We start from the raw sequence: 23,898 nt of genomic DNA, 5'->3' as shown, positions 1-23,898 counted from the left end.
CCGCGCCACACCCCCGTACGACAGCAGCCCGGAGGACCAGCGTGAACTTGCTGCTTGCCGAGGTGGCCCAGGCCACCCAGCGGCTGGCCGCCGCAGGCGTTCCCTCACCGCGCTTCGACGCGGAGGAGCTCGCGGCCTTCGTCCACGGCGTCAAACGGGGGGAACTGCACCACGTCAAGGACGCGGACTTCGACGCCCGCTACTGGGAGGCCGTCGCCCGCCGCGAGGCGCGCGAGCCGCTCCAGCACATCACCGGGCGGGCCTTCTTCCGGTACCTGGAGCTCCAGGTCGGGCCCGGGGTGTTCGTGCCCCGGCCCGAGACCGAGTCGGTCGTCGACTGGGCCATACAGGCCGTCCGGGCGATGGACGTCGTCGAGCCGCTGATCGTGGACCTGTGCACCGGCTCCGGCGCGATCGCGCTCGCCATGGCGCAGGAGGTGCCGCGCTCGCGCGTGCACGCGGTGGAGCTGTCCGAGGACGCGCTGCGCTGGACCCGCAAGAACGCCGAGGGCTCCCGGGTCACCGTCCACCAGGGCGACGCCCTGGAGGCCCTGCCGGAGCTCGACGGGCAGGTCGACCTGGTGATCTCCAACCCGCCGTACATCCCGCTCACCGAGTGGGAGTACGTCGCCCCCGAGGCCCGCGACCACGACCCGGAGATGGCGCTCTTCTCCGGCGAGGACGGCCTCGACACCATCCGCGGCATCGAGCGGACCGCGCACCGGCTGCTGCGGCCCGGCGGGATCGTCGTCGTCGAGCACGCCGACACCCAGGGCGGCCAGGTCCCGTGGATCTTCGCCGAGGAGCTGGGCTGGGCGGACGCCGCCGACCACCCCGACCTCAACAAGCGCCCGCGCTTCGCCACCGCCCGCAAGGCCCGGCCGTGAGCGCCCCCCGACCCGCCCCCACTCCGCTGCACGAGGAGGCCCGCTGATGGCCCGGCGATACGACTGCAACGACGCGACGGACCGCAGGACGGGCCTGCGCGAAGCCGCCTCCGCCGTGCGCCGCGGCGAGCTCGTCGTACTGCCCACGGACACGCTGTACGGCATCGGCGCCGACGCCTTCAGCGCGGAGGCCGTCGGCGACCTCCTCGCCGCCAAGGGCCGCGGCCGCAGCATGCCCACCCCGGTCCTCATCGGCTCCCCGAACACCCTGCACGGCCTCGTCACGGACTTCTCCGAGCAGGCGTGGGAGCTCGTCGACGCCTTCTGGCCGGGCGCGCTGACCCTCGTCGCCAAGCACCAGCCGTCGCTGGCCTGGGACCTGGGGGAGACCCGCGGCACCGTCGCCGTGCGCATGCCGCTGCACCCCGTCGCGATCGAGCTGCTGACCGAGGTCGGCCCGATGGCTGTGTCCTCGGCGAACCTCAGCGGGCACCCGGCCCCCGAGGACTGCGACGCGGCACGCCGGATGCTCGGCGACTCCGTGTCCGTCTACCTGGACGGCGGCCCGACGCCCGGCATCCAGCCGTCGTCGATCGTCGACGTCACCGGGAAGGTCCCCGTCCTTCTGCGCGAGGGCGCTCTGTCCGCCGGGCAGCTGCGGGAGGTCGTACCCGACCTCGAGGTGGCCCCGTGAGCCCTCAGGGGCGTGGCATAGCCGGCGGCGGCGTCCCCGCGGCCGCCCCGGGGCGGCCCGCGGCGGGGCAGCCGGCGGGCCCGGACACCTTCCGCATCCTCCACGTCAGCACCGGCAACGTGTGCCGCTCGCCCATCACCGAGCGGCTCAACCGGCATGCGCTGGCCCACCGCCTGGGGCGGGTTCCGGCCAGCGGCCTGATCGTCGAGAGCGCCGGCACGTGGGGGCACGAGGGCGCCCCGATGGAGGCCAACGCCGCGGCCGTCCTCGCCGACTTCGGCGCCGACGCCACCGGGTTCACCGGCCGCGAGCTCCTCGACGAGCACGTCATCCGGGCCGACCTCGTCCTGACCGCCACCCGCGACCACAGGGCGCAGGTCATCTCCATGGGGCACTCGGCCGGCCTGCGCACGTTCACGCTGAAGGAGTTCACCCGCCTCGTGCGGGCGATAGATCCGGCCACCCTGCCCCCGCTCGACGACGGCGTCGCCGAGCGCGCCCGGGCCCTCGTACGGGCGGCCGCGGCGCTGCGCGGCTGGCTGCTCGCGCCCTCCCCGGACGCGGACGAGGTCCACGACCCGTACGGTGCGCCGATCACCTTCTTCCGCTCGATCGGCGACGAGATCAACCAGGCGCTGGACCCGGTCGTGACGGCGCTGACGGGCGTCGCGGCGCCGCGCTGAGCCGCCCGCGCCCCGCAGGGCGCGACGGGCCCCGCGGGCCTACAGTGGCGGTACCCGGGTATCCCACTGGAGTCGCGCCATGAGCGTCATCACCCCGCCCACGGACCTGCTGCGGCAGCAGGATCCGCAGATGGCCGACGTGCTCGCCGGGGAGGCGCAGCGGCAGGCCACCACGCTGCAGCTGGTCGCCGCCGAGAACTTCACCTCGCCCGCCGTGCTGGCCGCCCTGGGCTCGCCGCTCGCCAACAAGTACGCCGAGGGCTATCCCGGCAACCGCTACCACGGCGGCTGCGAGTACGCCGACGCCGCCGAGCGGGCGGCCGTCGAGCGGGCGCGGGCGCTGTTCGGCGCCGAGCACGCCAACGTCCAGCCGCACTCCGGCTCGGCCGCGGTGCTCGCCGCGTACGCGGCGCTGCTGCGGCCGGGGGACACCGTCCTCGCGATGGGCCTGCCGTACGGCGGGCACCTCACCCACGGCTCCCCGGCCAACTTCTCGGGCCGCTGGTTCGACTTCGTCGGGTACGGGGTCGACGCCGAGACCGGGCTGATCGACTACCACCAGGTGCAGCAGCTGGCGCGGACCCACCGGCCGAAGGCGATCGTCTGCGGCTCCATCTCCTACCCGCGGCACCCCGAGTACTCGGTGTTCCGGGAGATCGCCGACGAGGTGGGGGCCTACTTCATCGCCGACGCCGCCCACCCGATCGGGCTGGTGGCCGGCGGGGCCGCGCCGAGCCCCGTCCCGTACGCCGACGTCGTCTGCGCCACGACGCACAAGGTGCTGCGCGGCCCCCGCGGGGGGATGCTCCTGTGCGCCGCCGAGTTCGCGGAGCGGATCGACCGGGCGGTGTTCCCGTTCACGCAGGGCGGCGCGCAGATGCACACCATCGCGGCGAAGGCCGTCGCCTTCGGGGAGGCGGCCCGCCCGGCGTTCACCACGTACGCCCACCGGGTGGTGTCCAACGCGAGGGTCCTCGCGGAGGCGCTGGCGGAGCGCGGGTTCGCCGTCACCACCGGCGGCACCGACACGCACCTGATCACCGCCGACCCGGCCGCGCTCGGCGTCGACGGCCCCGCCGCCCGCGGCCGGCTCGCCGCGGCCGGCATCGTGCTGGACACCTGCGCCCTGCCGTACGGGGACCAGCGCGGGATCCGGCTGGGCACGGCCGCGGTGACCACGCAGGGCATGGGCGAGCCGGAGATGGCGCGGATCGCCGGCCTGTTCGCGGAGGCGCTGCGGGGGGAGGCGGCGGGGGTGCGGGCCGAGGCGGCCGCTCTCGCGCAGGGCTTCCCGCCGTACGGCCGGTGAGCACGGCCGCGCGGCGGCGGCCGCAACCGCGAACCGGGGCCCTCGCGTCCTCGGCAAGGGGTACATCACGGCTAATGTGTGGGGCTGAGATGGCCGGCGATACATCTGGGGCAGCCCGTGCGTGAATATCTGCTGACGCTTTGCGTCACGGTCGCGGTGACCTACCTGCTCACCGGGCCCGTTCGGAAGTTCGCCATCGCGGCGGGGGCGATGCCCGAGATCCGCGCCCGCGACGTGCACCGCGAACCCACGCCGCGGCTCGGCGGCATCGCGATGTTCGGCGGCCTGTGCGCGGGCCTGCTGGTCGCGGACCACCTGCCGAACCTGAACGGCGTCTTCGAGCTGTCGAACGAGCCGCGGGCGCTGCTCTCCGGGGCGGCGCTGATCTGGCTGATCGGCGTCCTCGACGACAAGTTCGAGATCGACGCCCTGATCAAGCTCGGCGCACAGATGATCGCCGCGGGCGTGATGGTCATGCAGGGCCTGACCATCCTGTGGATCCCCGTCCCGGGTGTCGGGACGGTCGCGCTCACGCAGTGGCAGGGCAACCTGCTGACGGTCGCGCTGGTGGTGATCACCATCAACGCGGTGAACTTCGTCGACGGCCTCGACGGCCTGGCCGCGGGCATGGTCTGCATCGCCGCCGCGGCGTTCTTCCTGTACGGGTACCGGATCTGGTTCGGCTACGGGATCGAGGCGGCGGCGCCGGCGACCCTCTTCGCGGCGATCCTGATGGGCATGTGCCTGGGCTTCCTGCCGCACAACATGCATCCGGCCCGCATCTTCATGGGCGATTCCGGGTCGATGCTCATCGGCCTGGTCCTGGCCGCCGGGACGATCTCGATCACCGGGCAGGTCGACCCCGACACCATGGCGCTCTTCGCGGGCGGCGAGCGCAACGCGACGCACGCGATGCTGCCGGTCTTCATCCCGCTGCTGCTGCCGCTGACGATCATCGCGATCCCGATGACGGACCTGATCCTGGCCATCGTGCGGCGCACGTGGAACGGGCAGTCGCCGTTCGCCGCGGACCGCGGGCACCTGCACCACCGGCTGCTGGAACTCGGCCACTCGCACAGCCGCGCCGTCCTGATCATGTACTTCTGGTCGGGCCTCTTCGCCTTCAGCGCGGTTGCCTACTCGGTGCACTCGGCCTCGATGTGGATCGTCTTCGTGATCGCCCTGCTCAGCGCCGTCGGCCTCGTCCTGCTGCTCCTGCCGCGCTTCACGCCGCGCGCCCCGCGCTGGGCGGAGTTCCTGGTGCCGCCGCGCTACCGGCACGCCGAGCGGGCCGCGGAGGCGGCCGCACAGGACGCCTCAGGGCGGGAGCCGGAGCCGGCCCGGCCGGTCGCGGTGGGCGTCTCGGGCGTCAACGGCGCGACAGCGGTGGGCCCCCGTTCGCGGTTCCCCGAGCGGCGTAAGGCCGGATCGGCGCGCTGACGGCGCACACGCAATTCGGAATCGAATCGCCTTTACCACACGAAACGACCGCCCGTCGTGCACACACGGGCGCGTTAGCTCTCATGTGTGACAGTGAGCACACGAGGCAGGTAAAGCTCTCATCAAATAGTTTGTGATACCGTTCACTAAACCCGGCGACAGTGCCGAAGGGTCGTAGTGCGACGGCCTCTCGGCCCGAGCGTTCTGCTCGGACCGGGCTTTACGCTCGTCCCGTACGAGTCCCGTACCCCACCACCACGCGGAGCTACCCCGCCATGCGGTCTGATGACGTCCGATCCCTGCTGCAAACCGCCGTACCCACCGCTGCCGCCGGCGTCGTCGCCGCGATCGTCAGCGGCGTGGTCGCGGGCGGCGAGGGGGCCATCGGTGCGCTCGTCGCCACGCTGGTGGTGATCGCGTTCATGGGTGTCGGCTTCGTCGTCCTGCAGCACACGGCCCGGTCGTGGCCGCATCTGTTCCAGATGATGGGCCTGGTCCTCTACACGACCCAGATCCTGCTGCTGTTCGTCTTCGTCGCCGCATTCCGGGACACGACGCTTTTCAACCCCAAGGCCTTCGCCATCTCGCTGGTCGTCGCGACGCTCGTCTGGATCGCCGCGCAGACCCGCGCCCACATGAAGGCCAAGATCCTTTACGTCGAGCCGAACGCCGACAAGGGTGACAAGCCCGACAACACGGGGTCCTCGTCGTGAAGGGTAGGGGCGGGATAAGTGGTCGTTCGAGATGCTGCTATCGTCCGGTGCCGTGTGCGGCATCGCGGGCGCGGGCATCTGAGCTGACGCCTGCTCAATCGCGAGGCTCAATGCCTGCCGGCCGCCCCCACATCCGTAAGACCAGTCCCGTGCCGACCCGCGGCCCTGCGCCGCGCCGACACAACGAGGTTGCCGTACCTATGCGCCACGCTGAAGGAGCCCGCGGTGAGTGCTGACCCGACGCAGGTGCTCGCCTTCGAGACCGATTGCCACATCTTCGACGGCTGTGGCTTCCCGGCTCCTGGCCTGCACTCGTTCCTGTTCGAGCCGATCTTCGGCGACGCGGACAGCAGCGTCTACTTCAACAAGACGATGCTGCTGGCCCTGCTCGGGTCCGTCATCATCCTCGGCTTCTTCTGGGCGGCCTTCCGCAAGCCGAAGATGGTTCCCGGAAAGCTGCAGATGGTCGCCGAGGCCGGCTACGACTTCGTCCGCCGCGGCATCGTCTACGAGACGCTCGGCAAGAAGGAGGGCGAGAAGTACGTCCCCTTCATGGTCGCGACGTTCTTCTTCGTCTGGATGATGAACCTCTGGTCGATCATCCCGGTCGCCCAGTTCCCGGTGACCTCGGTCATCGCCTACCCGGCCGGCCTCGCGCTCGTCATCTACGTCATGTGGATGTCGGTCACCTTCAAGCGCCACGGCTTCGTCGGCGGCCTGAAGAACCTGACGGGCTACGACAAGTCGCTCGGCGGGATCCTGCCGCTGGTCATGCTGATCGAGTTCTTCTCGAACGTCCTGGTCCGCCCCTTCACCCACGCGGTCCGTCTCTTCGCGAACATGTTCGCCGGTCACACGCTGCTGCTGCTCTTCACGATCGCCAGCTGGTACCTGCTGAACGGCATCGGCATCGCCTACGCGGGTGTCTCGTTCGTGATGGTCATCGTGATGACCGCCTTCGAGCTCTTCATCCAGGCTGTCCAGGCCTACGTCTTCGTACTCCTGGCCTGCAGCTTCCTCCAGGGCGCCGTCGCCGAGCACCACTGACCGGCCCCACCCCCAAACCATCAGACGTCCGGTGGCCAACCCCCACCGGTCCATGAAAGAGAAGGAAGAACCGGCATGTCCGCTCTCGCGCAGACCCTCGCCGCTGGCGTCGAAATCAAGGGCAACCTCGGCTCCATCGGCTACGGCCTCGCCGCCATCGGCCCCGGCGTCGGCGTCGGCATCATCTTCGGCAACGGCACCCAGGCCCTGGCCCGCCAGCCCGAGGCCGCCGGCCTGATCCGCGCCAACCAGATCCTCGGCTTCGCCTTCTGTGAGGCGCTCGCCCTCATCGGTCTGGTCATGCCGTTCGTCTACCCGACCTCCTGATCGCGGTAGCGAACACCCTTAGACGGAAGGCACTGATGTGAACCCTCTGGTTCAGATTGCGGCTGAGGTGGAGAACCCCCTCATCCCGCCGATCCCCGAGCTGGTCATCGGTCTGATCGCCTTCGTCATCGTCTTCGGCTTCCTCGCCAAGAAGCTCCTCCCGAACATCAACAAGGTTCTGGACGAGCGCCGCGAGGCGATCGAAGGCGGTATCGAGAAGGCCGAAGCCGCTCAGACCGAGGCCCAGAGCGTGCTGGAGCAGTACAAGGCCCAGCTCGCCGAGGCCCGGCACGAGGCCGCTCGCCTGCGCCAGGAAGCGCTCGAGCAGGGCACTGCGCTCAAGGAAGAGCTGCGCGCAGAGGGCCAGCGGCAGCGTGAGGAGATCATCGCTGCCGGCCACGCCCAGATCGAGGCCGACCGCAAGGCCGCCTCGCAGGCGCTGCGCCAGGACGTGGGCAAGCTCGCCACCGACCTGGCCGGCAAGCTCGTCGGCGAGTCCCTCGAGGACGCCGCCCGCCAGAGCCGCACCATCGACCGCTTCCTCAGCGAGCTCGAGGAGAAGGCCGAGGCGGCCCGATGAACGGAGCGAGCCGCGAGGCACTGGCCTCCGCGCGCGAGCGCCTCGACGCGCTGACGGACAACACGTCCGTCGACGCGGCGAAGCTCGCCGGTGAGCTGGCTGCCGTCACCGCGCTGCTCGACCGTGAGGTCTCGCTGCGCCGGGTCCTCACCGACCCGGCGCAGCCCGCCGAGGCCAGGGCCGAGCTGGCGCAGCGCCTGCTCGCCGGCCAGGTCGGCGGGGAGACCCTCGACCTGGTCACGGGCACGGTCCGGTCCCGCTGGTCCCAGTCCCGCGACCTGGTCGACGGCCTGGAGCAGCTGGCCGACACCGCCGACCTCACGGCGGCCCAGCAGAGCGGCGCGCTCGACGGCGTCGAGGACGAGCTGTTCCGGTTCACCCGGATCGTCGCCTCGAACCCCGAGCTGCGCGCCGCGCTGACCGACCGGACGGCCACCGCCTCCGCCAAGGGCGAGCTGCTGCGCAGCCTGCTCGGCGGCAAGGCCCACGCCGTCACCGAGCGGATGGTCAGCCGTCTCGTCACGCACCCGCGTGGACGTAGCCTGGAAGGGGGCCTCGAGGCCCTGTCCAAGCTCGCCGCCGAGCGGCGTGACCGCGTGGTCGCCACCGTGACCAGCGCGATCCCGCTCAGCGACGCGCAGCGCGCGCGTCTCGGCGCGGTGCTGGCCAAGCTGTACGGCCGCCAGATGCACCTGAACCTGGACGTCGACCCCGAGGTCGTCGGCGGGATCGTGGTGCAGATCGGCGACGAGGTCATCGACGGCAGCATCGCGAACCGCCTCTCCGAGGCGGAGCGCCGCATGGCCGGCTGACCGGCCACAAACAGAACGAAGATTCCTAGCGGCCCGGTTGGGCCGTGCAGAACTTGCAGAAGATTCCTGGGGGTCGCCCCCAGACCCCTATGAAGCTTCAGGCCCAACAAGGAGAGCAGGGAACCCAGATGGCGGAGCTCACGATCCGGCCGGAGGAGATCCGGGACGCACTGGAGAACTTCGTCCAGTCGTACAAGCCGGACGCGGCCTCGCGCGAGGAGGTCGGCACGGTCAGCGTTGCCGGTGACGGCATCGCGAAGGTGGAGGGCCTGCCCTCCGCCATGGCGAACGAGCTGCTGAAGTTCGAGGACGGCACCCTCGGCCTCGCGCTCAACCTCGAGGACCGCGAGATCGGTGCGATCGTCCTCGGCGAGTTCAGCGGCATCGAGGAGGGCCAGCCGGTGCAGCGCACCGGTGAGGTGCTCTCCGTCGGCGTCGGCGAGGGCTACCTCGGCCGCGTCGTCGACCCGCTCGGCAACCCGATCGACGGTCTCGGCGAGATCGCGACCGAGGGCCGCCGCGCCCTCGAGCTGCAGGCCCCCGGCGTCATGCAGCGCAAGTCCGTGCACGAGCCCATGGAGACGGGTTACAAGGCCGTCGACGCCATGACGCCGGTCGGCCGCGGCCAGCGTCAGCTGATCATCGGCGACCGCCAGACGGGCAAGACCGCCCTGGCCGTCGACACGATCATCAACCAGCGCGACAACTGGCGCTCGGGCGACGTGAACAAGCAGGTCCGCTGCATCTACGTCGCGATCGGCCAGAAGGGCTCCACCATCGCTTCCGTGCGCGCCGCGCTGGAAGAGGCCGGTGCCCTGGAGTACACGACCATCGTCGCCGCCCCGGCGTCCGACCCGGCCGGCTTCAAGTACCTGGCGCCCTACACCGGCTCCGCCATCGGCCAGCACTGGATGTACCAGGGCAAGCACGTCCTGATCGTCTTCGACGACCTGTCGAAGCAGGCCGACGCCTACCGCGCCGTGTCGCTGCTGCTGCGCCGTCCGCCGGGCCGCGAGGCCTACCCGGGCGACGTCTTCTACCTGCACTCCCGCCTGCTGGAGCGCTGCGCCAAGCTGTCGGACGACATGGGCGCCGGCTCGATGACCGGTCTGCCGATCGTCGAGACCAAGGCGAACGACGTGTCGGCGTTCATCCCGACCAACGTCATCTCCATCACCGACGGCCAGTGCTTCCTGGAGTCCGACCTGTTCAACGCCGGCCAGCGCCCGGCCCTGAACGTCGGTATCTCGGTCTCCCGTGTCGGTGGCTCCGCGCAGCACAAGGCCATGAAGCAGATCTCCGGCCGCCTGCGCGTGGACCTCGCCCAGTACCGCGAGCTGGAGGCGTTCGCCGCCTTCGGTTCCGACCTGGACGCCGCGTCGAAGTCCTCCCTCGAGCGCGGCAAGCGCATGGTCGAGCTGCTCAAGCAGGGCCAGTACCAGCCGATGCCGGTCCAGGAGCAGGTCATCTCCATCTGGGCGGGCACCACCGGCAAGATGGACGACGTCCCGGTCGAGGACATCCGCCGCTTCGAGTCCGAGCTGCTCGAGTTCCTGCGCCACAACCGCAAGGACCTCCTGACCTCGATCCGCGAGGGCGGCAAGATGTCGGACGACACCCTCCAGTCCGTCGCCGACGCCATCGCCGACTTCAAGAAGCAGTTCGAGACCTCGGACGGCAAGCTTCTGGGCGAAGACGCTCCGGCCGGCAAGTAACGACGGAAGGGACCTGACTCATGGGAGCCCAGCTCCGGGTCTACAAGCGTCGCATCCGATCCGTTACCGCGACCAAGAAGATCACCAAGGCGATGGAGATGATCGCCGCCTCGCGCATCGTCAAGGCGCAGCGCCAGGTGGCGGCCTCCACGCCGTACGCGACCGAGCTCACCCGTGCGGTGACCGCGGTGGCGACCGGCTCCAACACCAAGCACCCGCTCACCACCGAGTCCGAGAACCCGGTGCGCGCGGCGGTCGTGCTGCTCACGAGCGACCGCGGTCTGGCCGGCGGCTACTCGTCCAACGCCATCAAGGCGGCGGACCGGCTGACGGAGCGGCTGCGCAGTGAGGGCAAGGAGGTCGACCACTACATCGTCGGCCGCAAGGGTGTCGCCTACTACAACTTCCGCGAGCGCAAGGTCGTGGAGAGCTGGACCGGCTTCACCGACAGCCCGAGCTACGCGAACGCGAAGGCCGTCGCCGCCCCGCTGATCGAGGCCGTCACCAAGGAGACGGCCGAGGGCGGCGTGGACGAGCTGCACATCGTCTACACGGAATTCGTGTCGATGATGACGCAGAACGCGGTGGACAACCGGATGCTGCCGCTCAGCCTCGAGAAGGCGTCGGAGGAGACGGTCGGCAAGGGCGAGATCCTGCCGCTGTTCGACTTCGAGCCGTCGGCGGAGGACGTCCTCGACGCCCTGCTGCCGCGCTACGTCGAGAGCCGCGTCTACAACGCGCTGCTGCAGGCCGCTGCTTCCGAGCACGCCGCCCGCCGCCGCGCGATGAAGTCGGCGACCGACAACGCCGGTGAGCTGATCACCAGCCTCACCCGGCTTGCCAACGCGGCCCGCCAGGCCGAAATCACCCAGGAAATCAGCGAGATCGTCGGTGGCTCCGCAGCCCTGGCCGACGCGAACGCGGGGAGTGACAAGTAAGTGACGACGTCTATCGATAACGCAGTGGCTGCCGCCACCGGCCGCATCGCGCGGGTCATCGGCCCGGTCGTCGACGTGGAGTTCCCCGTCGACGCGATGCCGGAGATCTACAACGCGCTGACCGTCCAGGTCGCCGACCCGGCCGAGGAGGGTGCGCTCAAGACGCTGACCCTCGAGGTCGCGCAGCACCTGGGTGACGGCATGGTGCGCACCATCTCCATGCAGCCCACCGACGGCCTGGTCCGCCAGGCCGTGGTCACCGACACCGGCAACGGCATCACCGTGCCCGTCGGCGACGTCACCAAGGGCAAGGTGTTCAACACCCTGGGCCGCGTCCTCAACGAGGACGAGTCCACGATCGCGAGCGCCGAGCGCTGGCCGATCCACCGCAAGGCCCCGGCCTTCGACCAGCTCGAGTCCAAGACCGAGATGTTCGAGACCGGCCTGAAGGTCGTCGACCTCCTCACCCCGTACGTCAAGGGTGGAAAGATCGGTCTGTTCGGTGGTGCCGGTGTCGGCAAGACCGTTCTGATCCAGGAAATGATCATGCGTGTGGCGAAGCTGCACGAGGGCGTTTCCGTCTTCGCGGGTGTCGGTGAGCGCACCCGTGAGGGCAACGACCTCATGGTCGAGATGGAGGAGGCCGGCGTTCTCGACAAGACCGCGCTGGTCTTCGGCCAGATGGACGAGCCCCCGGGCACCCGTCTGCGCGTCGCCCTGGCCGGCCTGACCATGGCGGAGTACTTCCGCGATGTGCAGAAGCAGGACGTGCTGTTCTTCATCGACAACATCTTCCGCTTCACGCAGGCCGGTTCCGAGGTCTCCACGCTGCTCGGCCGCATGCCGTCCGCGGTGGGCTACCAGCCGAACCTGGCCGACGAGATGGGTCTCCTCCAGGAGCGCATCACCTCGACCCGCGGTCACTCGATCACCTCGATGCAGGCGATCTACGTCCCCGCCGACGACCTGACCGACCCGGCCCCGGCGACCACCTTCGCCCACCTCGACGCGACGACGGTCCTCTCCCGTCCGATCTCCGAGAAGGGCATCTACCCGGCCGTGGACCCGCTGGACTCCTCGTCCCGCATCCTCGACCCGCGGTACATCGCCAAGGACCACTACGAGGCCGCGACCCGCGTCAAGGGGATCCTGCAGAAGTACAAGGACCTCCAGGACATCATCGCGATCCTCGGCATCGACGAGCTCGGCGAGGAGGACAAGCTCGTTGTCCACCGCGCCCGCCGCGTCGAGCGCTTCCTGTCCCAGAACACCCACGCGGCGAAGCAGTTCACCGGCGTGGACGGTTCGGACGTCCCGCTCGACGAGTCGATCGCCGCGTTCAACGCGATCTGCGACGGCGAGTACGACCACTTCCCCGAGCAGGCCTTCTTCATGTGCGGTGGTCTCGAGGACCTGAAGAAGAACGCCAAGGAGCTGGGCGTCTCCTGATCCGGGACGGCCGGGGGCGGGGCGCGCACCCGCCCCGGCCGCACCAGATCGCACGGAGAGGGGCGGGTGCGTCCCGTCCCTCTCCGCACGCCCATTAGAATTCATCCAACACCCGGCGAACCTGCCGGGTGGTGACCCGAGGAGCCAACCTTGGCTGCTGAGCTGCACGTCGAGCTGGTCGCGGCGGACCGCAGTGTCTGGTCCGGCGAGGCCACCCTGGTCGTCGCCCGCACCACGTCCGGCGACATCGGCGTCATGCCCGGTCACCAGCCGCTTCTCGGCGTGCTGGAATCGGGCCCGGTGACCATCCGCACCAGTGACGGCGGTACGGTCGTCGCCGCGGTGCACGGCGGTTTCATCTCGTTCGCGGACAACAAGCTGTCCCTGCTGGCCGAGATCGCCGAGCTCGCGGACGAGATCGACGTCAAGCGTGCGGAGCGGGCGCTGGAGCGCGCCAAGTCGGAGGCGGACGCCGCCTCCGAGCGTCGCGCCGATGTCCGGCTGCGTGCGGTCGCGGGGCACTGAGTCCCGCACCGAACAGGTTTGTGACCTCAGCCGCGGCTCGTACCGGAATTTCTCGGGACGGGTCGCGGCTGAGGCGATGTACGTCCGTTTTACTTGCGGTAGTCGATGAGCGAGGAGGTCGGTGAAGATGCTCCTCGCTCTGCTTGTGAGCGGCCTGGTCGTAGCCCTGGTGGTGATCGGCCTGTTCGTCTTCGGGCTGCGCCGGCGGCTGATCCAGCGCTCCGGCGGCACCTTCGACTGCAGCCTGCGCTGGGACGTCTCCGACAAGCACGACGTCTCCGGCAAGGGCTGGGTGTACGGGGTCGCCCGCTACAGCGGTGACCGCATCGACTGGTTCCGCGTCTTCTCCTACTCCCCGCGGCCCCGGCGGCTGCTGGAGCGCGGCTCGATCGAGGTCGTCGCCCGCCGCGCCCCGGAGGGCGAGGAGGAGCTGGCCCTGCTGTCCGACGCCGTCGTGCTCGGCTGCACCCACCAGGGGGTGCGCCTGGAGCTGGCGATGAGCGAGGACGCCCTGACCGGTTTCCTGGCCTGGCTGGAGGCGGCCCCGCCCGGCCAACGGGTGAATGTCGCGTAAAAAATCCTTGCCCTCCCCAGACGGAGTCTGGGAGAGGGCAACCGTCGACTGACGTGCCGCCGCCCTCCCCGGGCCTGACTGCTCCGGGGAGGGCGGCGGTGTCTTCGGGCCGGGGCCGGGGGACGGGGGGCGGTCCCGTCCCGCGGCTCCGGCGGTCGGCGGTTCAGGGAGCGGGGGTCACTTCAGGCCGGAGTGGACGGCGGAGGCGAGCTCGCCGTTCGCGGTGTCGCCGCTGAACTCCCAGTAGAAGGCGCCCCTGAGGCCCTGCTGCTTGGCCCAGGCCATCTTGCCGGCGATGGTGGCGGGGGTGTCGTAGCTCCACCAGTTGCTGCCGCATTTGGCGTAGGCGGTGCCGGCGACGGTGCCGGTGGCCGGGCAGCTGCTCTTGAGGACCTTGTAGTCCTCGATGCCCTGCTCGTACGTGCCCTGCGCCGGGCCGGTGGCGGTGCCGCCGGGGGCGTCCTGGGTGACGCCGGTCCAGCCGCGGCCGTAGAAGCCGATGCCGAGGTTCAGCTTGCTGCCCGGGACGCCCTTGGCCTTGAGCTTGGCGATGGCGTCGGCGGAGTTGAAGCCGGCCTGCGGGATGCCGGCGTACGAGGTGAGCGGGGAGTGCGGGGCGGTCGGGCCCTTCGCCGCCCAGGCGCCGAAGAAGTCGTACGTCATGACGTTGTAGAAGTCGGTGTACTGCGCGGCGCCGCCGTAGTCCGCCGAGTCGATCTTGCCGCCGTCCGAGGCGTCGGCGGTGATCGCGGCCGTGACCAGGTTGTTCTGGCCGAACTTGGCCTTCATCGCCTTCATCATGTTGGTGAACGCGCCCGGGCCCGAGGTGTCGCAGGTCAGGCCGCAGGCGTTCGGGTACTCCCAGTCGAGGTCGATGCCGTCGAAGACGTCGGCCCAGCGGGGGTCCTCCACCAGGTCGTAGCAGGACTGGGCGAAGGCCGCCGGGTTGGCCGCGGCCTGGCCGAAGCCGCCGGACCAGGTCCAGCCGCCGAACGACCACAGCACCTTGATGTGCGGGTACTGCGCCTTCAGCTTGCGCAGCTGGTTGAAGTTGCCGCGCAGCGGCTGGTCCCAGGTGTCGGCCTTGCCGTCGACGCTCTGGTCGGCGCTGTACGCCTTGTCGTAGTCGGCGTAGGCGTCGCCTATGGTGCACTTGCCGCCCTGGACGTTGCCGAAGGCGTAGTTGATGTGCGTGATCTTCGCGGCGGTGCCGGAGGTGACCAGGTTCTTCACGTGGTAGTTGCGCCCGTAGACGCCCCAGTTGGTGAAGTAGCCGAGCTTGACCTTCTCGCCCGGGTCGGGGGTCGTGCCGCCCGGGGTGGTGACGGTCAGGGTGCCCGAGGAGGGACCGGTCTGGCCGGCGGTGTCGCGTGCGGTCACGGAATACGTGTACGCCGTCCCCTTGGTCAGGCCGGTGTCGGTGTACGAGGTCCCGCTGACCGTCGCGACCTTCGCGGAGCCGCGGTAGACGTCGTAGTCCTTGACGCCCTTGTCGTCGGTCGCGGGGGCCCAGGACAGGGCCGCCGAGGTCTCGGTGACCGTGCCCGCGGCGGGCGTGCCGGGGGCGGAGGGCGGGTTGTCGCCGGGCTGGGAGGGGCCGCCGTCGCAGGGGGCGCCGTTGAGCTTGCAGCCGGCGGGGGCTCCGGAGCCGCTGCCGTTGAAGCCGAAGGTGACGCTGGCACCGGGGGCGAGGGTGCCGTTCCAGCCGAGGTTCTTGGCGGTCCAGTGCTCCGCGGAGTTGGTGACGGTGGCGTCCCAGGCCGAGTTGACCCGGGTGCCCGAGGGGAAGTCCCACTCGACGGTCCAGCCGGTGAGGGTGGTGGTGCCGGTGTTCTTCACCGTCCACCTGCCCTCGAAGCCGGAGCCCCAGTCCGAGACCTTCGTGTACGTCGCCGTCGCGGACGCGGCGGCCTGCGCGGGGCCGGCCAGGGCCACGAGCCCTGCGGCCGGCACGGCGAAGGCGGCCACGGACGCGGCGAGCCTGCGCATCAGACGGGTGGTGCGGGGTGGGGGTGCTGTGCTCAAGGGTGCTCCTCCGTAGGTCCGTCGCGGCCGTGGGGCCGGCTGCGACTCGGGGGTGGGACCTGCGCCGCCCGTGAGCGTCCCTGGCACGGCACGCTCACCACAGTTGTCGCGAGCGTAGAAAAGGTCTGGACCAACCGTCAAGAGGTCCAGACCACAACCGAGTTGGAGGGGCGCTAGAGCCCCAGCTCCCGGGCGAGGACCGCCGCTTGCACCCGGCTGCGCAGTTCCAGCTTGCCCAGCAGCCTGCTCACGTGCGTCTTCACCGTCGCCTCGGCCATCGACAGCCGTACCGCGATCTCCGCGTTCGACAGGCCCTCCCCGAGGCAACCCAGCACCTCGCGCTCCCTGCGCGTCAGGGACTCCACCGCCGCGGCACGCTCCGGCGCAACGGCGGCCTCCGCCTTCCGCGGCGCCGCGAACTCGGCGATCAGGCGCCTGGTCACCGCCGGGGAGATCAGCCCCTCGCCGCGCGCCACGGTCCGCACGCCGGCGATCAGCTCGGCCGCGTCCGCGTTCTTCAGCAGGAAGCCGGCCGCGCCCGCGCGCAGCGCCCCGAAGACGTACTCGTCGAGGTCGAAGGTCGTCAGGACCAGGACGTCGGCGAGGCCCTCGGACACCACCTGCCGCGTCGCCGACACCCCGTCGAGCCGGGGCATCTGCACGTCCATGAGGACGAGGTCCGGGCGGAGCTCCCGGGCCAGCCGCACCGCCGCCTCGCCGTCCGCGGCCTCGCCGACGACCTCGACGTCGCCCGCGCTGCGCAGGATCAGCACCAGTCCCGCGCGCACCGCGCTCTGGTCCTCCGCCACCACCACCCGGATGGTCACCCGGTCACCGCCTTCTCCTCCGCGGGCAGGACCGCCCGCACCCGCCAGAGCGGGCCCTCGCGGCCCGCCGTGAACTCCCCGCCCAACAGCTCCGTCCGCTCCCGCATGCCGACCAGGCCGGCCCCGGAGCCCGGGGCGCGGCGCGGGGGCCGGTCGGCGCAGGGCGACTCGACCGCCACCGTCAGCAGCCCGCCGGTGCGGGCCACACGGACCCGTACGGTGCCGGGGGCCGCGTGCTTGAGGGCGTTGGTGAGCGACTCCTGGACGATCCGGTACGCCGCCAGCTCCACGGGGGCCGGCAGCGGATCCGGCCCGGGCCGCCGCTCGTCGCACAGCTCGAACTCCAGCCCGCTGCCCCGGCCGTTGACGCGGGCCTGCGCCACGAGGGCGTCGAGCCCGTCCAGGGTGGGGGTCGCGACGGCTTCCTGCTCCGCGCCCGCGTCCCGCAGCAGCCCGATCAGCCGGCGCATTTCGGCCAGCCCCTGCACGCTGTTCTCGCGGATCACCCCGAGGGCCTCGCGGCTCGTCGCGGGGGAGTCGATGGAGAGGGCCGCCGTGGAGTGGATGGCGATCGCGGACAGGTGGTTGGCCACCATGTCGTGCAGCTCGCGGGCCATCCGCGCCCGCTCGGCGACCACGGCCTGGCTGCGGTCCATTTCGGCCAGCAGCGCCGTCTGCTCCGCGCGCAGGCGGGCGGCGACCGCGGCCTCGCGGTGGTTGCGCAGGGTCGCGCCCGTCAGCGCCGGTCCGAAGCTGACGATGCCGGTGACCACGCCGATCATCAGCGCCTGCGGGGTGCGGAACCAGGCCACGGCGATGATCGTCACGGCCACGGTGACCAGGCCGGTCGAGACCGGCAGCCGCCGGGCCATCGGGGGCTTTCCGTAGAGGGCGGCCGCGTACACCAGGTCCGTGAAGATCATGATGGTGCCGAAGTTGCCCACGGTGAACTGGTCAGCGATCACGGCGAGGGTGCCGACGGCCATGATGAGGTGCGGGCAGCTGCGGCGCACCAGCTCCATCGGGCCGATCACCAGCAGCGGGACCAGGGCCGCCCAGGGCGGGAAGAAGTGGCGGTTGTTCGTGGTGTAGATGCCGAGCGACCACAGCAGCAGCCCGCCGAGCACGCTGACCACCGCGAGGAGCACGTCGTCGCGGTGGGGGCGGGGGATGCGGCGGGTCCGCTCGGGGTCGGCCGGGGCCTCGGTTGCGGTCACGGTCCCATCCAACACGCTGCGGGGCCCGGGGGCCTCGCCGCAGGGGCGTATCGCCCGGGGCGGTCCACTACACCGAAGGATGCAGTCCCGGTTCACCTGCGCAGACGACGAAGCGGGGCGGATCGCGGGAGAGGCTGGGACCAGGTGCGGGGCGGTCGTCGGCCGCCGCACCGCCGAACCCCCAGCGAATGGAGAAACCCGTGCTCGTCGCCCTGATCGTCGCCTGCGAGGTGGGCTTCTGGGTGCTGCTCGCCGCCGGCCTCGCCTTGCGCTACCTCGCGAAGATGCCCCGGCTCGGGGCGGCCGTCCTGCTGTGCGAGCCACTGCTGGAGCTGGTGCTGCTGGTGGTCTCCACGATGGACCTCAAGAACGGCGGGGAGCCGTCCTGGAAGCACGGCCTCGCCGCCCTCTACATCGGCTACACAGTGGGATTCGGCCACTACACCGTGAAGTGGCTCGACCGGCACGCCGCCCACCGCTTCGCCGGCGGCCCCAAGCCGCCGGGCCCGAAGTACGGCCGTGAGCGCGCCCGCCACGAGGCGAAGCTGTGGCTGCGGACCGTGGCCGCCGGCGCCGTCGCCCTCGCCCTGCTGGAGGCTGCGGTCCTCTACGTCGGCGACGCGGGCGACACCTCCAGCCTGCGCGGCTGGCAGTTCGGCGCCCTGCGCGCGGTCGTCATCCACGGCATCGTCGCCGCCACGTACTGGATCTGGCCCCGCAAGGCCCCGGCGGCCACGACCCCGGACGTGCCGGAGACCGAGGCCGACCCGGTGCTGCCCGGCCGGCGGGAGGCCTAGGTTCCGTCTCCGCGGTCGGCGTCGGAATCCGGCCACCGGTCGGCGATCCGCCCGGCTAGGGCCTGTCGTCAAACTCCCGCCTGCCCCGCGGCGCCTGGCACGCGCTCTCGCCGCACCGGGCGAAAGCCCGAGTACGTCCAGTACGCGGGCTTCCGCCCGGCACGCCGAGAGCACGCACCAAACGCCGCGGGGCCGCCCTCCGGGTGACGACAGGAATTTGACGACAGGCCCTAGGCGAAGGAGAACCAGTTGACGTTGACGAAGTCGGAGGACTGGCCGCTGTCGAAGGTCAGATAGACGTCGTGGGTTCCGGTGGTGCGGCGGATGTCGGCGGGGACGGTGCGCCAGGCCTGCCAGCCGCCGGTGTTGGCGACGGCGAAGCCGCCGACCGGGCTCGCCGTCGGGCTGCCGAGCCGGACCTGGACCAGGCCGCTGACTCCGCCGGCGGCCCCCGAGGCGACGCGGGCGTCGAAGCGGGTGGCGCCGGTGGAGCCGAAGGCGACGGCCGAGAACTTGAGCCAGTCGCCGTTGGACAGATGGCCGACGGCGGATCCGCCGCCGCCGTCGGAGCAGGCCCCGACCCGGGCTCCGGACTGGGCACTGAACGCCTCGGCCTGGATGGTGGTGAAGGCACTGACTCCGCCGCCCGGTGCTGTGGCGGTCGGCGTCGGGGCCGGTGTGCCCCCGCCGGCCACGCCGCCGACCGTGATGGTCCAGCGGCCGGGGGTGCCGGACTGCACCTTGCCCTCGAAGTCGACGCCGGCCGGGTGCACGTCGTCGTACGGGAAGGCGTACCCGAGATGGTCGGGGGTGGTGCCGTGCAGGATGCGGGCGTAGTGGTTGGTGCGCGGCCGGGTGTAGAAGGCGGCGGGCTTCTCGGCGGTCGGCTGGTGGGGGTTGTCCAGCAGGGTGGTGCGGTTGAAGGCTGCGGCGAGGCGTGCGCTGAGATTGCCCATCAGGTCGTTGCCCGTGGTGAAGGGCGCGTCGCTGCAGGAGAAGATCGAAAGGGTGGACGGCTTGGCGAAGCTGCCGACTCCGGGGAAGGCGAGGACGTCGCCGTTCACCCGCCCGGTGACGGTTCCCCAGGTGAACTGGGTGTCGATGCGCAGGTCGGTGGAGCGGTACTTGTTCCACACCTCGTCCACGTAGCCGTCGAAGTAGCCCCGGAACAAGGCGCTGTTGCCGCGGATCGCCAGGTTGGGGCTGAGTACGCGCACGTCGCGGCCGCCCGCGGTGACGACCAGCCGGCTCCAGTCGCTGCCGTCGGCGGCGGACTGGGCCCGCAGCGCGGCGGCGACCCGGGACAGTCCGTCGGCGGGCAGCCCGTGTACCGTCTGGGTGCCTTGGCCGGTCTCCAGTCGGAAGGCGATCGGCAGCGAGACCATGTCGACGAACGTGATGTTGGCGTACAACTGGTCGCTGTTGAAGGTGAACTCACAGAAGTCGTGGACGACGTCGGCGTTGGGGTCGGAAGGGTTGCTCACCGACGGCAGGGCCAGACCGCCGCCGCGGTTCACCAGGAAGGTGAGCTTCGCGCCGACGGAGAAGTAGATGCGGCCGCTGTCCAGGCGCGGCAGCGTCACCCTCCGCGCCCCGGCGCCGGACGCGCCCAGCGGGATGGCGCAGTCGACCCCGAGCGGGGTCTGGTCGCCGGCCGGAGCCGGCGGGTGGTACAGGCCGGAGCCGTCGGCCCGGATGAAGGCCCAGGTGCCGCCGGCCGCGGGGTCACGGCCGAGCACGTACGCGTACACCGTGTTGTTGCCGGTGGTGTTCACCAGGTCCAGGGGGAGCGTGGTGGTGGTGGACGCGTTGGCGTTCATCTCGAGCCAGGCCGCCGCGGCGGGTACGGCCAGGCCCAGGCCCGCTGTCGCGGCGAGGAGATTTCTACGGGACATGGTTCGTCGGTGGCGAGCCGTCACGGTGGGGGTCCGTTCTACGTGAGGTCGGGCGGGGGAGCGGCCGAACGCAGGGGCGGGGGAGAGGGGAAAGGGGGGAGGAAGGGGGAACGGAGAACGGCGGCTGGTGGGTCAGCCGACCGTCCACTTCTGGTTGGCGGCGCCGGTGCAGGTCCAGGTCTGCAACCGGGTGCCGTCGGCGGAGGAGTTGCCCTTGGCGTCCAGGCACTTGTCCGCACCGGTGTTGGTGAGGTCACCGGCGGCGGTGTGCGTCCACTTCTGGGCATTGGTGCCGTTGCAGGTGTAGAGCTGGACGACGGCGCCGTCGGCGGTGGAGCCGCCCGCGACGTCCAGGCACTTGCCGAGGGCGCGGACGGTGCCGTCGCCTCCGAGGGCCCACTGCTGGGCCGCGCTGCCGGTGCAGTCGTGCAGCTGGATGGGGGTGCGGTCGGCGTCGGAGCCGCCGGCGACGTCGACGCACATGCCGCCGATGCCGCGGATCGGGCGTGCGGCGGGGGCGTCGGCGGAGGAGGCGCGGACATAGTCGACGGTCATCGTCTGCGGGAAGGACGTGGAGGCGTCCGGGCTGCCGGGCCAGTCCCCGCCGACCGCCAGGTTGAGGATGAGGAAGAACGGGTGGTCGAAGACCCACTTGTTGCCGCCGGTGTCGGCCGGCGTGAGGGTCTTGTACGGGGTGCCGTCCACCGACCAGACGAGGGAGTTCGGGCTCCAGTCGACGGCGAACACGTGGAAGTCGTCGGCGAAGGCACGGCCGCCGGGCAGGCTGTACGCGGCGCCGAGGCCGCCCGCTCCGGAGTAGCCGGGGCCGTGCACCGTACCGTGCACGGTGTGGGGTTCTCGGCCGATGTTCTCCATGATGTCGATCTCGCCGCTGCCCGGCCAGCCCACGCTGCCGAGGTCGTTGCCGAGCATCCAGAAGGCGGGCCAGACGCCCTGGCCGCGCGGGATTTTGATGCGGGCCTCGAAGCGGCCGTACGCCTGGGTGAAGGTCTTGGCGGTGTTCAGCCGGGCCGAGGTGTACCGGCACTGCCCGTACCAGCAGCCGAGGCCGGCGTCGGTGTTCTTCCGCGCGGTGATGACGAGGTTGCCCTGGCCGTCGAGCGCGGCGTTCGAGGTGCTGTTGGTGTAGTACTGCAGCTCGCGGTTGCCGAAGCCCGAACCACCTGTCTCCAGCGTCCACTTGGCGGGGTCGGGAGCGCGGCCGGCCGGGCCGTCGAACTCGTCGGACCAGGTCTGCGCGACGGCTGCGGCGCCGGCGTGCGGGGCGACCGAACGGCTGAAGGACATGAGCACCGCCGCGACCAGTGCGGTGGTCACGAGGAGCACCACTGCGCCGGCAGAGCGGCGGCGTGCGCGATGAGCAGCAGCCATGGGCATGGTTCCTTGTCTGGGTGGGGGAGGAGAAGGGGGCCAGGCCGGGCGAGCCGTCAAGAACGACGGAGGGGTGCGAGAGCGCTCTCAAACGTGACGCAATGTCACCCGAGGCAGTGAGTATCACGGAGGGACAACCGTCACGGCAACGCCGGACGTCCGTCCTCACACACCTCTGACCTGCGGTTTTCTCGTCTTGTCTTCGGCTTAACGATCTCTTAAGGCCGGCTTGATGCAGAGGGGGTGTCAGCGGAGCGCCGCATGATCGTGCGGCAGGACGGCCGCTGCGGGTGCTCGCGCGGGTGCCCGGACCGCGTGCTCCCGGCCGCGCACGGCCCCCGCCGGCGGTTCCTCGTTCATGCAGGGGCGTCCGGCGCCGCGGCCCGTCGACCGGTGCACCGGCATCGGTCCGCGACACCGGACGCCTCGACGAGCAGCGCCGCCGGCCCCGTGCGGGAAGCCGGGCGACGGGGTCCTCCCGGGTGCCGGCGCCCGGCACCGCGCCGACCTCGGGCGGGTGCGGGGTCAGGCGGTGTGCAGCGTCAGGCCGTAGCGTCCGAGGATTTCGTTGACCGGCTGGAACCACGTCTGGCCGCCGGACGAGCAGTTGCCCCACCCGCCGGAGGTGACGCCCTGGGCCTGGTCCCCGCTGAGGAACGAGCCGCCGGAGTCGCCCCCCTCGGCGCAGACGCTGGTCTTCGTCATCTGGTGGACGGCGCCCTGGCTGTAGTTGACGGTCTCGTTCTTGGCGAGGACGGTGCCGCAGCGCCAGTGCGTCGTGGACCCCGACCGGCAGACCGAGGCGCCCACGGGTGCCTCGGCGGAGCCGCGTACCAGTTGGTCCGGGACGGCGCCCCAGCCGAGCACCACCGGTACGGTCCACCAGCCGCTGTGGATGCCGACGTAGGCGTAGTCGTCGCCGGGGAACGACGACCCCCGGAAGGTGCCCATCGCGGACCCGTCCCAGCCGCGCACGGCGGCCCCCGCCCGCCCGCAGTGCCCGGCCGTCACGAAGCCGCCGTGCACGGAGAAGCCGATCGAACAGCGGACGTTGCCGGTGTAGTACGGGTCGCCGCCGACGGTGCCCGCGGCGTACGTACGGGGCGCCTGCGCCGTCTCGGCGACGGTGACGGGGCCGCCGGCCCGCGCCCGGTCGACGAAGGCCCGTACGGCGGGGGCCTCCCGCTCCGTGCGCACGACCGTGACGACGACGCTGTTGGCCCGCGGGTCGACGTGCCAGCCGGCCACCCCGGCGGGCGCGCCCAGCGTGTCCAGGCGCGCTTTGGCGCTGTCCAGCGCGGCGGCGCTGTGCCGGACGAGGCGGGTGTCGGCGCCCAGTGCCCGCAGTTCGGACTCCTCCGCGCGGTCGGTCACCGCGACGACGAGCCGGCCGGTGGACGGCTCGAACCACGAGCCGCCGTACGCGCCGCCCGCGGCCTGCCGTGCGGTCCCCTCCAGGGCCGCGGCGGCCTTCTCCGCGCGCAGCCGTTCCTCGGCCCCGGAAGCGGTGAGCCCGAGGTCCCGGCGCATCGCGTCGAGCAGTCCGGCCGAGGCGGACGGCGCTGCCGAGGGTTCCAGAAGCGGGGCGGCGCTCGCCGCGCCGGCGTGGGCGGCGCCCAGGCCGACGGTGAGGAGCAGGGCGGCGACGGCGGCGCGTAAGGGGGTGGTGTGCTTCACGAGACCTCCTGGGGTGTGGGGGACCGATGTCTGAGAGCGCTCTCAGGGAATCTCGGCGCCACGCTAGCCCACTGCGTTTGACAGGTCCATACCAAGTGACGGTTCGTTCGGCGGTGATGCCGGGGTGGAGAAGGCCTGAGCCCGGGTCCGGAAGGCGGTGGAGGCGTCCCGGCGTTCGTCGGTGGGGACTTCGCTGCAGGCCGGGCGGCGTGTGTCGGGGGCGGAGCGGATTCAGCCGGAGCCGATCACCGGCGTGCTGCTCTTGCGCCGGCTCGTGAGGACCTGCCTGTCGGGGTCGTCGGCCGTGCGGCCCACTGTCCGCCGGCCGCCGCCGACGGGGATGCCGCCGAGCACCTCGCTCGCCCGGCCGGTCCC

General features: G+C 71.4%; 22 protein-coding genes. 16 read left to right on the top strand and 6 right to left on the bottom strand.

Features of this window, described 5'->3' with window-relative positions:
* Window positions 1-41 precede the first annotated feature (41 nt).
* The 15 genes from prmC to IE170_RS11160 all read left to right on the top strand — a co-directional run bounded on the left by prmC (window position 42) and on the right by IE170_RS11160 (window position 13,693).
* A complete protein-coding gene (gene prmC / locus IE170_RS11230; protein WP_189809176.1) occupies window positions 42-887 on the top strand; it encodes a peptide chain release factor N(5)-glutamine methyltransferase in 846 nt (281 codons plus the stop codon).
* A 46-nt stretch (window positions 888-933) separates the two neighbouring features.
* Window positions 934-1,581 (top strand): L-threonylcarbamoyladenylate synthase, encoded by a 648-nt coding sequence (locus tag IE170_RS11225; protein ID WP_189809175.1) that lies wholly within the window; start codon window positions 934-936, stop codon window positions 1,579-1,581.
* A complete protein-coding gene (locus IE170_RS11220; RefSeq protein ID WP_373298975.1) occupies window positions 1,578-2,264 on the top strand; it encodes an arsenate reductase/protein-tyrosine-phosphatase family protein in 687 nt (228 codons plus the stop codon). The genes IE170_RS11225 and IE170_RS11220 overlap by 4 nt, the downstream gene beginning before the upstream one ends.
* Window positions 2,265-2,343: 79 nt before the next feature.
* The gene (gene glyA, locus IE170_RS11215; RefSeq protein WP_189809174.1) at window positions 2,344-3,573 is read left to right on the top strand and encodes a serine hydroxymethyltransferase; all 1,230 of its coding nucleotides are present in this window, start codon (window positions 2,344-2,346) and stop codon (window positions 3,571-3,573) included.
* A 105-nt stretch (window positions 3,574-3,678) separates the two neighbouring features.
* Window positions 3,679-5,013 (top strand): MraY family glycosyltransferase, encoded by a 1,335-nt coding sequence (locus IE170_RS11210; RefSeq protein WP_185902495.1) that lies wholly within the window; start codon window positions 3,679-3,681, stop codon window positions 5,011-5,013.
* Window positions 5,014-5,288: 275 nt separating this feature from the next.
* Window positions 5,289-5,726: a Cg1360 family ATP-synthase-associated protein gene (locus IE170_RS11205; RefSeq protein WP_189809173.1), complete on the top strand. Its 438-nt coding sequence runs from the start codon at window positions 5,289-5,291 to the stop codon at window positions 5,724-5,726.
* 210 nt (window positions 5,727-5,936) lie between these two features.
* Window positions 5,937-6,773 carry a F0F1 ATP synthase subunit A gene (gene atpB / locus IE170_RS11200; protein WP_189809265.1) on the top strand — a complete coding sequence of 279 codons (837 nt, stop codon included), beginning with the start codon at window positions 5,937-5,939 and terminating at the stop codon, window positions 6,771-6,773.
* Window positions 6,774-6,848: 75 nt separating this feature from the next.
* Entirely contained in the window at window positions 6,849-7,100 is a 252-nt protein-coding gene (locus IE170_RS11195) for an ATP synthase subunit C-like protein (protein WP_018535366.1), read from the top strand.
* Between the two features lie 37 nt (window positions 7,101-7,137).
* Complete coding sequence (locus IE170_RS11190; RefSeq protein ID WP_189809172.1) at window positions 7,138-7,680, top strand: F0F1 ATP synthase subunit B; 543 nt, start codon at window positions 7,138-7,140, stop codon at window positions 7,678-7,680.
* Entirely contained in the window at window positions 7,677-8,492 is an 816-nt protein-coding gene (locus IE170_RS11185) for a F0F1 ATP synthase subunit delta (RefSeq protein ID WP_189809171.1), read from the top strand. Before IE170_RS11190 ends, IE170_RS11185 begins: the two co-directional genes overlap by 4 nt.
* 128 nt (window positions 8,493-8,620) lie before the next feature.
* On the top strand, window positions 8,621-10,207 hold the full coding sequence (gene atpA / locus IE170_RS11180; RefSeq protein ID WP_189809170.1) for a F0F1 ATP synthase subunit alpha: 1,587 nt from the start codon (window positions 8,621-8,623) through the stop codon (window positions 10,205-10,207).
* A 20-nt stretch (window positions 10,208-10,227) separates the two neighbouring features.
* Window positions 10,228-11,145: a F0F1 ATP synthase subunit gamma gene (locus IE170_RS11175; RefSeq protein WP_189809169.1), complete on the top strand. Its 918-nt coding sequence runs from the start codon at window positions 10,228-10,230 to the stop codon at window positions 11,143-11,145.
* A 12-nt stretch (window positions 11,146-11,157) separates the two neighbouring features.
* Complete coding sequence (atpD, locus tag IE170_RS11170) at window positions 11,158-12,594, top strand: F0F1 ATP synthase subunit beta (RefSeq protein WP_373298977.1); 1,437 nt, start codon at window positions 11,158-11,160, stop codon at window positions 12,592-12,594.
* A 150-nt stretch (window positions 12,595-12,744) separates the two neighbouring features.
* Complete coding sequence (locus IE170_RS11165) at window positions 12,745-13,119, top strand: F0F1 ATP synthase subunit epsilon (protein ID WP_189809167.1); 375 nt, start codon at window positions 12,745-12,747, stop codon at window positions 13,117-13,119.
* A gap of 127 nt (window positions 13,120-13,246) precedes the next feature.
* Window positions 13,247-13,693: a DUF2550 domain-containing protein gene (locus IE170_RS11160; protein WP_114058473.1), complete on the top strand. Its 447-nt coding sequence runs from the start codon at window positions 13,247-13,249 to the stop codon at window positions 13,691-13,693.
* Between the two features lie 177 nt (window positions 13,694-13,870).
* On the opposite strand, the gene IE170_RS11155 is transcribed toward IE170_RS11160, so the two are convergent.
* From IE170_RS11155 to IE170_RS11145, 3 genes are all read right to left on the bottom strand, one after another.
* Complete coding sequence (locus tag IE170_RS11155) at window positions 13,871-15,682, bottom strand: glycoside hydrolase family 18 chitinase (RefSeq protein WP_189809264.1); 1,812 nt, start codon at window positions 15,680-15,682, stop codon at window positions 13,871-13,873.
* Window positions 15,683-15,891: 209 nt separating this feature from the next.
* Window positions 15,892-16,545, bottom strand: a complete 654-nt coding sequence (locus IE170_RS11150; protein WP_189809166.1) for a response regulator — start codon at window positions 16,543-16,545, stop codon at window positions 15,892-15,894.
* A complete protein-coding gene (locus IE170_RS11145; protein ID WP_189809165.1) occupies window positions 16,542-17,762 on the bottom strand; it encodes a sensor histidine kinase in 1,221 nt (406 codons plus the stop codon). The genes IE170_RS11150 and IE170_RS11145 overlap by 4 nt, the downstream gene beginning before the upstream one ends.
* Before the next feature lie 200 nt (window positions 17,763-17,962).
* On the opposite strand from IE170_RS11145, the gene IE170_RS11140 reads away from it, so the two are divergent.
* Window positions 17,963-18,559: a hypothetical protein gene (locus IE170_RS11140; RefSeq protein WP_189809263.1), complete on the top strand. Its 597-nt coding sequence runs from the start codon at window positions 17,963-17,965 to the stop codon at window positions 18,557-18,559.
* 230 nt (window positions 18,560-18,789) lie between these two features.
* Here the strand turns inward: IE170_RS11140 and IE170_RS11135 are convergent, their stop codons facing one another.
* From IE170_RS11135 to IE170_RS11125, 3 genes are all read right to left on the bottom strand, one after another.
* Window positions 18,790-20,454: a beta-1,3-glucanase family protein gene (locus tag IE170_RS11135; RefSeq protein WP_189809164.1), complete on the bottom strand. Its 1,665-nt coding sequence runs from the start codon at window positions 20,452-20,454 to the stop codon at window positions 18,790-18,792.
* A gap of 132 nt (window positions 20,455-20,586) precedes the next feature.
* Window positions 20,587-21,846 carry a glycoside hydrolase family 16 protein gene (locus IE170_RS11130; protein WP_189809163.1) on the bottom strand — a complete coding sequence of 420 codons (1,260 nt, stop codon included), beginning with the start codon at window positions 21,844-21,846 and terminating at the stop codon, window positions 20,587-20,589.
* Window positions 21,847-22,371: 525 nt separating this feature from the next.
* Window positions 22,372-23,523, bottom strand: coding sequence for a S1 family peptidase (locus IE170_RS11125; protein WP_189809162.1), 1,152 nt, complete (start codon window positions 23,521-23,523; stop codon window positions 22,372-22,374).
* Window positions 23,524-23,898 lie beyond the last annotated feature (375 nt).

This window comes from Streptomyces toxytricini, assembly GCF_014649915.1.
In the GTDB taxonomy this organism is placed as follows: Bacteria; Actinomycetota; Actinomycetes; order Streptomycetales; family Streptomycetaceae; genus Streptomyces; species Streptomyces toxytricini.
This window is presented reverse-complemented; position numbering and strand designations above follow the sequence as displayed.

Bases quoted from the DNA above. Each gene is read 5' to 3' on its own strand.
- IE170_RS11225 (WP_189809175.1), top strand. From the start codon at position 934: ATGGCCCGGCGATACGACTGCAACGACGCGACGGACCGCAGGACGGGC.
- glyA (WP_189809174.1), top strand. From the start codon at position 2,344: ATGAGCGTCATCACCCCGCCCACGGACCTGCTGCGGCAGCAGGATCCG.
- IE170_RS11205 (WP_189809173.1), top strand. From the start codon at position 5,289: ATGCGGTCTGATGACGTCCGATCCCTGCTGCAAACCGCCGTACCCACC.
- IE170_RS11195 (WP_018535366.1), top strand. From the start codon at position 6,849: ATGTCCGCTCTCGCGCAGACCCTCGCCGCTGGCGTCGAAATCAAGGGC.
- IE170_RS11185 (WP_189809171.1), top strand. From the start codon at position 7,677: ATGAACGGAGCGAGCCGCGAGGCACTGGCCTCCGCGCGCGAGCGCCTC.
- atpA (WP_189809170.1), top strand. From the start codon at position 8,621: ATGGCGGAGCTCACGATCCGGCCGGAGGAGATCCGGGACGCACTGGAG.
- IE170_RS11175 (WP_189809169.1), top strand. From the start codon at position 10,228: ATGGGAGCCCAGCTCCGGGTCTACAAGCGTCGCATCCGATCCGTTACC.
- IE170_RS11160 (WP_114058473.1), top strand. From the start codon at position 13,247: ATGCTCCTCGCTCTGCTTGTGAGCGGCCTGGTCGTAGCCCTGGTGGTG.
- IE170_RS11155 (WP_189809264.1), bottom strand. From the start codon at position 15,682: ATGCGCAGGCTCGCCGCGTCCGTGGCCGCCTTCGCCGTGCCGGCCGCA.
- IE170_RS11135 (WP_189809164.1), bottom strand. From the start codon at position 20,454: ATGTCCCGTAGAAATCTCCTCGCCGCGACAGCGGGCCTGGGCCTGGCC.
- IE170_RS11130 (WP_189809163.1), bottom strand. From the start codon at position 21,846: ATGGCTGCTGCTCATCGCGCACGCCGCCGCTCTGCCGGCGCAGTGGTG.